General features: G+C 36.6%; 9 protein-coding genes. 6 read left to right on the forward strand and 3 right to left on the reverse strand.

Annotated features, from left to right (window positions below; genetic code table 11):
- Position 1 precedes the first annotated feature (1 nt).
- The gene (gene ilvC, locus G6W41_RS03160) at positions 2-1,024 is read right to left on the reverse strand and encodes a ketol-acid reductoisomerase (RefSeq protein ID WP_103559128.1); all 1,023 of its coding nucleotides are present in this window, start codon (positions 1,022-1,024) and stop codon (positions 2-4) included.
- 147 nt (positions 1,025-1,171) lie between these two features.
- Here ilvC and G6W41_RS03165 point away from each other — a divergent pair, with 147 nt between their 5' ends.
- The 6 genes from G6W41_RS03165 to rpsR all read left to right on the forward strand — a co-directional run bounded on the left by G6W41_RS03165 (position 1,172) and on the right by rpsR (position 6,212).
- Positions 1,172-1,990: an HDOD domain-containing protein gene (locus tag G6W41_RS03165; RefSeq protein WP_103594543.1), complete on the forward strand. Its 819-nt coding sequence runs from the start codon at positions 1,172-1,174 to the stop codon at positions 1,988-1,990.
- Positions 1,987-3,906 (forward strand): RNB domain-containing ribonuclease, encoded by a 1,920-nt coding sequence (locus tag G6W41_RS03170; RefSeq protein ID WP_194170593.1) that lies wholly within the window; start codon positions 1,987-1,989, stop codon positions 3,904-3,906. Before G6W41_RS03165 ends, G6W41_RS03170 begins: the two co-directional genes overlap by 4 nt.
- The gene (gene holA / locus G6W41_RS03175) at positions 3,899-4,897 is read left to right on the forward strand and encodes a DNA polymerase III subunit delta (RefSeq protein ID WP_194170594.1); all 999 of its coding nucleotides are present in this window, start codon (positions 3,899-3,901) and stop codon (positions 4,895-4,897) included. The genes G6W41_RS03170 and holA overlap by 8 nt, the downstream gene beginning before the upstream one ends.
- Positions 4,898-4,974: 77 nt before the next feature.
- Positions 4,975-5,394, forward strand: coding sequence for a 30S ribosomal protein S6 (gene rpsF / locus G6W41_RS03180; RefSeq protein WP_004317779.1), 420 nt, complete (start codon positions 4,975-4,977; stop codon positions 5,392-5,394).
- A gap of 13 nt (positions 5,395-5,407) precedes the next feature.
- Positions 5,408-5,935, forward strand: a complete 528-nt coding sequence (locus G6W41_RS03185; protein ID WP_194170595.1) for a single-stranded DNA-binding protein — start codon at positions 5,408-5,410, stop codon at positions 5,933-5,935.
- Positions 5,936-5,951: 16 nt separating this feature from the next.
- Entirely contained in the window at positions 5,952-6,212 is a 261-nt protein-coding gene (gene rpsR, locus G6W41_RS03190) for a 30S ribosomal protein S18 (RefSeq protein ID WP_004317775.1), read from the forward strand.
- 1,123 nt (positions 6,213-7,335) lie between these two features.
- Here rpsR and G6W41_RS03195 read toward each other — a convergent pair.
- Both G6W41_RS03195 and G6W41_RS03200 read right to left on the reverse strand, forming a co-directional pair.
- Positions 7,336-9,525, reverse strand: a complete 2,190-nt coding sequence (locus tag G6W41_RS03195) for an autotransporter domain-containing protein (protein ID WP_194170596.1) — start codon at positions 9,523-9,525, stop codon at positions 7,336-7,338.
- Positions 9,526-9,541: 16 nt separating this feature from the next.
- A complete protein-coding gene (locus G6W41_RS03200; protein WP_180997070.1) occupies positions 9,542-9,697 on the reverse strand; it encodes a hypothetical protein in 156 nt (51 codons plus the stop codon).
- Positions 9,698-9,758 lie beyond the last annotated feature (61 nt).

Consider the following 9,758-nt stretch of genomic DNA (forward strand, 5'->3'; position numbering starts at 1 on the left):
CTTAGTTTTTGCTTTGATCTATAAGTTTGCCGTTAGTTATCCAAGGCATCATTGCGCGAAGTTTTTTGCCAGTTTTATTTAGCAAGCTTCTCTCAGCTATGCCGCGCTCAGCGTTCATTCTAACATATCCTGCTTTTCTCTCTAGGATGAAGTCTTTTGCAAATTTACCATTTTGAATTTCTCTTAAAACTTCTTTCATAGCTTTTCTGCTCTCTTCACCAACTACTCTTACGCCACTTACGTAATCGCCATATTCAGCTGTGTTTGAGATAGAGTAGCGCATATCAGCCATGCCACCTTGATACATTAGATCAACGATTAGTTTTAGCTCGTGCAAGCACTCAAAATACGCCATCTCAGGCTCATATCCAGCCTCTACAAGAGTGTCAAATCCAGCATTTACAAGTGCGCAAAGACCACCGCAAAGCACAGCTTGCTCGCCAAATAAATCTGTTTCAGTTTCATCTTTAAATGTTGTCTCGATGATGCCAGTTCTACCGCCACCTATACCGCAAGCATAGCTTAGAGCGATCTCTTTAGCCTTTCCACTTGCATTTTGCTCAACAGCGATAAGATCAGGTATGCCGCCACCCCTTACAAATTCGCTTCTAACTGTGTGTCCTGGGGCTTTTGGAGCGATCATGATGACGTCTATGTTTGCTGGAGCTTTGATCTGTCCAAAATGAACGTTAAAACCATGTCCAAATGCGATAGCAGCGTGATCTTTTAAATTTGGCTCGATCTCATTTTTATAAATTTCAGCCTGAAGCTCATCTGGTGTTAGGATCATAACTACATCAGCGCCTTTTGTAGCTTCGCTTACAGTTTTTACTTCAAAGCCCTTAGCCTCAGCTTTTGCCCAGCTTTTGCCGCCTTTTGCAAGACCTATTACGACACTTACGCCATTGTCTCTTAAATTTTCAGCGTGTGCGTGACCTTGCGAGCCAAAGCCGATGATTGCTACTTTTCTACTCTGAATAAGGCTTAAATCGCAGTCTTTATCATAATAAACATTTATAGCCATTGTTTCTCCTGTTGTTAAAATTTGGCGAAATTATACATTTTAGCAACAAAAACGTTGCTGAAAAAGAGCAAAAAAGTATCTTTAAGTTTTATGCTGCAGCTTTTTGCTATAATGTGACAAAATTTTTAACCAAAAGAGTCACTTTACATGAATGAATCAATCTTTAAAAAAATCAAAGCGCTTCCGCCACTAGACGATACTGTCATACAGATCCAGCGCCTACATGCTGACGAAAATAGCTCAATAAATGACCTCACAAAAGTGGTCGAAAAAGACCCTATGCTAACAGCAAATATCTTGCGTTCAGCAAACTCTCCACTTTACGGATTTTCTCAAGAGATCACAACTATCGCAAGAGCCATTTCGCTTTTTGGCATGGCTACTATCCGCGGTTTTGCGCTATCAAGTGCCATTAAAAAGACCTTTTCTATAAATTTAGAGCCATACGATATTACCGCACAAGATTTTTTAAATATCTCAATCATGCAAAATGCTTTGATGTATCACTGGTACTCTAAGATAAAACCTAAAAATCTAGAAATTCTCTCTCCTGCTTCATTTATGCTTGAGGTTGGTAAGCTCGTTTTAGCACATGAACTCACAGAAAAAGGCAAAGCAGAAGAGTTTAAAACAAAACTTAAAGAAATCTCATCTACCTATGACCTTGCGCTTTTAGAGTCTGAAATTTTGGACATCACAAACGAAGAGGTCACAGCTAAAATTTTTGAGCAGTGGAATTTAGAGATCGAGCTTGGAAATTCTATCCTCTACTCAAACACTCCAGAAGAGGCACCTGATCATATAAAAGAGTACGCAAGAGCGTTAAAAGTAGTAAAAACAGCGGTTAATATATTTAACCAGCTTGATGATGTGAGCGTAAATAACGCAACACTTCTTATAAACGAATATGGCTTTGAGAGAGATACATTTTTAATGGCTGTTAGCAAAGTCAAAGACAATTTGTGAAAGAATTTTTAACATCACTTCTCGTTGGCATCAAAGAAAAAGAGATATCAAACGAAGACAAAGAGATCTTGCGTAATCTCCTAAACCTTGGTGCCGTAAGCTCCCATAAAGATAAATTTTACCTAAACAATGGCTACGTCTGCGGCAAGCTAGACATCAGCCAAAATGCAACTGGCTTTATCATGCCATTTGACAAGCGCTACAAGCAAGATATCATCGTCGAAAATAAAAATTTAAACAACTCTCACCTTGGCGATATCGTGCTAGCAAAGCTTTTGCCACTTAAGAAAAAACGTCAAAGCGCTAAGATAGTGATGAGCCTAAAGCTTGCAAATGAGACAAGCGTGGTCTATACAAAACGCTTTGGAGCGGCCATTTTAGGGGTAAATTTAAAAACTGGGCTAAGCACAACCCTAAAAGCAACTCAAAAAAGCCTAAAGATGCTCCCACTTGGAACGCTACTAAAGATAAACAACCTAAACAACGAAATAGTCGAGGTTTTAGGAAATTTAGAAGATCCGTTAAGCGATGAGAAAATTTCGCTTGCTATTTATAATAAAAATGATAAATTTAGCGAGGCTTGCGAGCTTGAGGCAAAGGCATTTGGTGATGAAGTCGATGCTAGCATGTATCCAAACAGGGTTGATCTAAGAAATTTAGAGTTTTGCACGATCGATCCAGTCGATGCCAAAGACTTTGATGATGCCATATATTTTGATGAGAAAAAGCGTGAAATTTATGTAGCAATCGCCGATGTAAGCGAGTATGTGACAGCATATAGTGCCATTGATAGCGAGGCTAAAAAAAGAGGCTTTTCTATCTACTTTCCGCACATCTCAGTGCCGATGTTGCCGCGCGCGCTTAGTGAAAATATCTGCTCGCTAAAGCCAGATGTGCCGCGCCTTGCATTTTGTTTTAAAATTTCACTTGATGCAAACAACGAGGTAAAAAAAGAGGAGCTTTTTGAAGCTATCATCCTTTCAAAAAGGCGCTTTAACTACGATGAGATCGATGAAATTTTAGAAGGCAAAAGAGAGTGTGAAATTTCATGGATCAAGCCACTTTTTAAACTTACCACAAAGCTTCGCAAAAAAAGGCTTTTGCACGCGTTTGACTTTAGGACAAAAGAGCTTAGAATGAGCCTTGATGATGAGGGTCAAATTTCACAAACCAGATTTGAAAGCGACTCTGACTCACATAGACTAGTCGAGGACTGCATGCTTTTAGCAAACAAAGCCGCTGCAAAGCTCATCACAAAGGGCGTTTTTAGAAACCATGCATCGCCTGATTTTAAAAAGATAGATACCTTGCTTGAAGACTTGCAGCTTTTGGGGCTTGACTTTACCTACGAGAGCGACCTTGCAAATTTGATAAGAAAGATCCAAGCAAAGGCCGATGAAATGGGCAACCGCGAAGAAATAGACAAGCTCATCATCAAGTCTCAAAAAAAGGCTGAATACTCAAGTGAAAATTTAGGCCACTTTGGGCTTGGATTTGATAGATACACGCACTTTACAAGCCCTATTAGACGCTATTCTGACCTTATTTTACACAGACTTTTAAAGGCTAAAATTTCAAAAGATGAAAAGCTTTACAATTTCTTACTTTTAAACATCCAAAGCACATGTGCAACCTTAAGCGAGCTTGAAAGAGAGGCTGACAAGGTAGCCTACGACTTTATGGATAGGAAATTTGCGCGCTGGGCAGTTGCAAATATCGGCAAAGAGGTGCGTTGCTACGTGAGCGAAAACCAAAATGTCTTGGTCGCTAAGCTTGATGATTATTTTGTTGGAGCTAGGATTTTCATCACTGGATACAGCGCAAATTTACTTCAAAAGCTTGTCGTAAAGATCACAGAGGCCGACATCGCGAGCGCTAAAATTTTTGCAAAAGTGATAAGAAAGATCGATGTATAGAAAAGATTTAGAGCTAAATTTAGCAAATGCAAATTTAAGCAACTACTTCTTGCTTTTTGGCGCGGATGAGTTTCAGATCGAGCTTTTTGGCAAGGAAATTTTGAGCTTTTATGCAAGTGAAGATGCAAATTTATTAAGCCTTTATTTTGACGAGTACAACTACGCTCATGCAAGCTCTCACCTAAGCGAGCAGTCGCTTTTTGGCGGTAAAAATATACTTTATATAAAAAGCGACAAAAAGATCCCAGCAAAAGAGCTAAAAGAGCTCATTTCGCTTTGCTCAAAGAGCCAGAACAACTACTTTTTGTTTGAGCTTTACGAGGCTGATATGAAGCTAGTTTTTGATACGCAAAAGGCTTTTGGGGCAAATTTTGCTAGATTTTTTAAGCCCTCAAACCCAGATGAAGCGATAAATTTACTAGCCAAAAGCTCAGCTAAAATAGGCTTAAACATAACCAAAAACGCACTTTATGAGCTTTATTTTACGCATAATGAAAATTTATACCTCGCAGCAAGCGAGCTAACAAAACTAAAGAGCCTAAACACCCACATCGAACAAGATGATGTAAAAAGGCTGGTTTTTGGACTTGGTGGGATAAATTTTGATGATTTTTTCAATAAATTTATGGCTCTAAAAGATATAAAAAACGACTTTTTTACCTACTTAGAAGATCCAAATTTTAATGAAATTTTACTTCTAAACTCACTTTACAAAGCTTTTTTTAGGCTGTTTAAAATTTACTCTTACATCAAGATAAATGGCCGCTTAAATTTAGACGAAGCGATCGGCTATCAGCCGCCTGTAAATGTGGCAAATTTACTAAAAGCAAATAGCCTAAAGCTAAGTTTAAATGCCTATTTGGAGATATTTAAAACGCTAAATTTAGCCGAGCTAGAGCTAAAAACAAATACAAAAATGGATAAAGAAATTTTCGTTTTATCAACCATTTTAAACCTCCAGCACCTCATATCAACAGCAAATATTAAGTAAATTTAAGCTAAAATCCACCCTTGCTTAATGCAAAATCCTTGCTCACAAAGTGAGCTAAATATCCATAAGGAGAAAAAATGAAACATTACGAGCTTTTATTTATTCTTAAGCCGACATTGACGGAAGAGGAAGTTAAAGCTAAGGTTGATTTCGTAAAAGAAGTCATAACAAAAAACGGCGGCGAGATCGCTACTGTTGTTGAGATGGGCACTAGAAAGCTAGCTTATACCATCAAAAAATATGAGCGTGGAACATATTTTGTTATCTACTACAAAGCTCCACCAGCACTTCTTGCAGAGCTTACAAGAAATGTAAGGATCACAGAAGATATCATAAGATTTTTAAGCGTTAAATATGAAAACAAACGCGAAATCGCAGCTTGGGAAAGACTTTGCAAAGGTATCAAGCAAACTATAAAAAAAGAACCTCGCGAGCCAAGAGCACCACGCGAGCCAAGAGCTGAAAAAGTAGACGAGCAAACATTTACAGAAGAATAATCAAGGATAAAAAATGTTCAATAAAGTAGTATTAGTTGGAAATTTAACCAGAGATATAGAGCTTAGATATACTACTAGCGGCGTTGCCATAGGAAATTCTAGTATAGCTGTGACACGCAAAATCACCTCAAATGGGGAAAGAAGAGATGAGACTTGCTTTATTGATATATCATTTTTTGGCAAGAGTGCAGAGATAGCAAACCAATATCTCAACAAGGGATCGAAGCTGCTTATCGAAGGAAGACTCAAATTTGATCAGTGGACCGACAATAACGGACAAAATCGCTCAAAACACTCTATCGCCGTTGAGAGCATGGAGATGCTTGGCTCAAATAACCAAACGCAACAAGGCGGATACTCTATGAATAGCCAAAATAGCGGTGGCTACGGACAGCAAGGCGGATATCAAAATAACCAATATAACCGCCAACAAGAAGATAGACCACAAGCTGCACCGCAAAGAAAGCAAGAGAGTTATTCAGAAGTTCCTGATATAGACGTTGATGCTGATAGCTTCAACAACGAAGAAATACCGTTTTAATTTTAAAGGATAAAAAATGGCAGAAAAAAGAAAATATTCACGCAAATATTGCAAATTTACAGAAGCAAAGATTGATTTTATAGACTACAAAGACACTTCACTTTTAAAGTATTGCTTGTCAGAGAGATTTAAAATCATGCCAAGACGCCTAACTGGCACATCAAAAAGATACCAAGAGATGGTAGAAAAAGCGATCAAGAGAGCTCGCCACGCAGCTATCATACCTTATATAGTTGATCGCAAAGATGTAGTTTCAAACCCTTTTGAAGGTCTATAATCCATAAATTTTAGCCCTATTTTGGGGCTAAAATCTTTTAAATTTATCTCTTAATTTTTACTATATCTAATCTTTTATAAAATTTTCTCATCAAATTCTTAAATTTATAAGCATTTCAAAAATACCAAGCTAGCCAAATTTATCTAAATATTGTCTAATTTTTAAATTTGCCTCGTAAATTTTTCACGCTTTTTGAAAACTTTTTTATAAATTTACTAGCCAATTTTTAAATCCTATAAGCATTTTAAAGCCACCAAAGTAGCCAGATTTCTCTAGACGTTGTCTATTTTTAAAATTTACATATTAAATTTCATCAAGTTTTTGAAAGTCTTTTATAAATTTCACTCGCTAAATTCTTAAATTACTGCAATATTTCAAAAGGTGATTGCTTAAAAAATTTAAAACTTATCAGCAAAGCCAAATTTTGTTTAAACATTGTCTATTTTTTTAAATTTACGTCTTTAATTTCACTTATTTTCTAAGTCTTTTATAAAGTTTGGCTCTTCAAATTCTACTTATAAGCTATTTTAAAGCATCTGAACGCGCATAATTTTATATAAATATTGCCTAAAAAATAAATTTCATACCAAAAAATCCAACCGAGGTTTTAAAAATTTGTCTATGTTTTTTATAAATTTACTAGATGAAGCTTTATAAAATATTTCAAAATATTATTAAACACCCTAGGCTTGCACACAAATTTTAACTTATACTAAAAACGAATTTTTCACTTTGCTGTGATGCTTGAAATTTCTCTCATCTTATTTTTTAAAATCTTATCTCATTTGCGATCCAGCGATGTGCCCGACTATAAAATCAATATTCTTAAATTTTTTATATATCAAACAAAACACCTTCATCGCTTCACATTAGCTGATCAAAAGCCATGTTCAATATTAAATTTATCTAAATTTCCGCTCTCAAATTTTATAAATTTAAGCCAAGCAGCAAATTTTTTATTTTTAGTTGGATTAGTTTTAAAAAGACAAAAGGTTAGCAATTATAAAAACTATAGAAACTTTAAAATCCAAGCCCTAAGTGAGCTTGGATCGAAGGGATTTGGATCTATCATGAAACTAAGCAAGCACGCTCCGGTTGCTAAAGAGCGTGCTTTGATGTGTTATTAGAACTTGTAAGAAAGTCCTAAAGTACCGTTGTAGAATTGATTTTTAGATCTTGCTTTGACACCAAAGTTGATATTTGTGCTAAGACTGTTAGTGATCTTAAACTCAGCACCAGTTTTTAATGTAGCATAAGTGTATTTTTTCTTATCTGCATCAAAAGTTACATTTCTTGAGCCAGCAAAATTTAACACGCTATCGTCTGCGCTCTTGCTAAGTTCTCTCTCGATACCTGGAGTTACATAGAAGTAGTCGCCTTTTTCTGTATAAGCTCTAAATTCAGCTCCAAGTTTTGCATTTAAAGTTTTTACACTTGTTTTTGCAAAGTTTAGTTCTACAGGACCGCCAGCTGTAAAGCTGTCATTTTTGAGGTTTGTATATTCAAGACCGAAGATAGGTTTTACAAATTTAGCGTTACCGATGTCAAATACATAACCATAATCAAGTGCGATATCGAAGTATTTGCTGTCGTATTTGCCTTCATTATCACCTATTAGGCTTGATTTTGTTTTTAGAGTATTTTTAGCAAAGCCATAAGCAAATTTGCTGTCTAGTTCATTTTGACCAAAGTAGCTTCTTGTATATACACCAAAGCTATAGTTATTAGCATCATTTTTTACATTATTGCCATCAGATTGAGCTTTAGCAAGTGTGAAGAAACCACCAACTATTGTGTTGTCAAATGCTTTGTCATAGCCTAGAGTAAAGCCATATACGTCAGTATTTGCAGCATCTTTTACTTTTGCTTTACCGCCAAATACATTGCCCCATAGGTTGTTGTCGTAGTTGTATCTGTTTGTATACTCTTTTACGACTGAGCTTAGTGCATCGCTGCCATTATCTGCAAATTTCTCACCAGCCATATTTTTAACAGCATAAGCAAGTGCTAAATTTCCATTATATGGATTTGATAGTTTTGCTAGACGTGTATTTGTTGCAAGGTTTGTATTAAAGATCACTATATCAGTAAAGTTACCTTTATTTAGCGATTTTGTAGCTGTGTCAAGTGTTGAGTGAAGTTCGCTTACGCCCTCAGCTACATCGTCAGCAGACTCATCTGCGATGATGCTCTCTACTCTAGCATTGCTATCAAAGATATCAGAAAGCGCAGTTAGCACATCGCTTTCGCCTTTATCTAAATTTTCAGATGTAGCGATAGCTTTTGCTCTAGTGTTAGAAATTTCTTTTACTTTTGCTTTTTGATCAGCGATAGCCTTAGTAGAAGTTTCTATTATAGTATCTTGAGCTTTAACTGCTGTAGCATCTGTTTTTACAGTAGCCATAGCTGTTTCAGCATCACCAGCTTTTGTTACAGAAGCAGTTGCTACTGTGCCAAGGTCAGTAGTGCTTAGTTTATCAACATCAGCAGCGCTTAATTTCTTGCCAGCATTTTCTACAGGCACACCAGCTGCGATAGCTTTTTTAAGTGCATCTTTTTTAGCATCATCGTCACTACCTGCAGCAGCTGTTGTTAGTTCATTTTTTGCTGTAGTTACTGCATCAGCTTGTTTTGCGATGCTTGTTGCATCTGTGCCTTTTAGAGCTACTTTATCTTTGTCAGCGCCTGTTTGTAAAGCTTTTACAGCAGTTGCAAGTTCTTTTTCTTTTTCAGCTTTTGCCTTCTCTTTTGCAGCTACATCATTTTTTAGAGCATCGTTAAGCGCATCATAGTTTTTAACTGTGCCTTCATAAGTTGGAGCAGTTGTTTCAGCTGTAGCAAGAGCAACAGCAGCTGTTTGGATAGCTGGATCTAGAGTAGTTTTTATATCATCAGCTAGTTTTTCATCACGCTCTTTAACTAGCTTAGCGTGCTCATCAGCAAATGCTTTAACAAATTCATTCCATACATTTGCATTTTTATCGCTAAAAATTTTAGCTATGTCAGCAGCATTTGCAGCTGGGTTAGCAAAATCAAGTGTTACATCGCCTGTAGCTTCTTGTTTACCACCATTTCCATCGATATTAACCTTAACAGCACCTGTGCTATCGATAGTTAGCTTTGAAGTATCATCAGCTGCTTTTATCTCTAAAGAACCGCTAGCTGGTTTTATCTTATCTAGCTCATCTTTTATAGCAGCAACTGCCTCTGATATCTTTTTGAAAGTTTTTGCTTTTTCAGGATCAGCGTTTGTAGCTGCGCCATCCCAATCTTTTAGCCCTGGAATGCCTTGCAAGATTTTAACTTGAGTCATTACATTATTGAAAGCATCAGCTTTCTCTTTTTGACTGGTTTTTATTAGCTTTAATAGCATTTTCTTTGTTAGATACAGCAGTATCATAGTCAGTTTGTGGCGTTGCAAACGCACTAGAAACTGCAAAACTAGCACCTAGAAGTGCTACGCACGCAATCTTTGAAATTTTCATTTCAACTCCTTTATTAAATTTGGTTGCCCTATTATCCCCCCCCCCCCGCTTAGTTTTTACT

Source organism: Campylobacter concisus (assembly GCF_015230035.1).
In the GTDB taxonomy this organism is placed as follows: domain Bacteria; phylum Campylobacterota; class Campylobacteria; order Campylobacterales; family Campylobacteraceae; genus Campylobacter_A; species Campylobacter_A concisus_BK.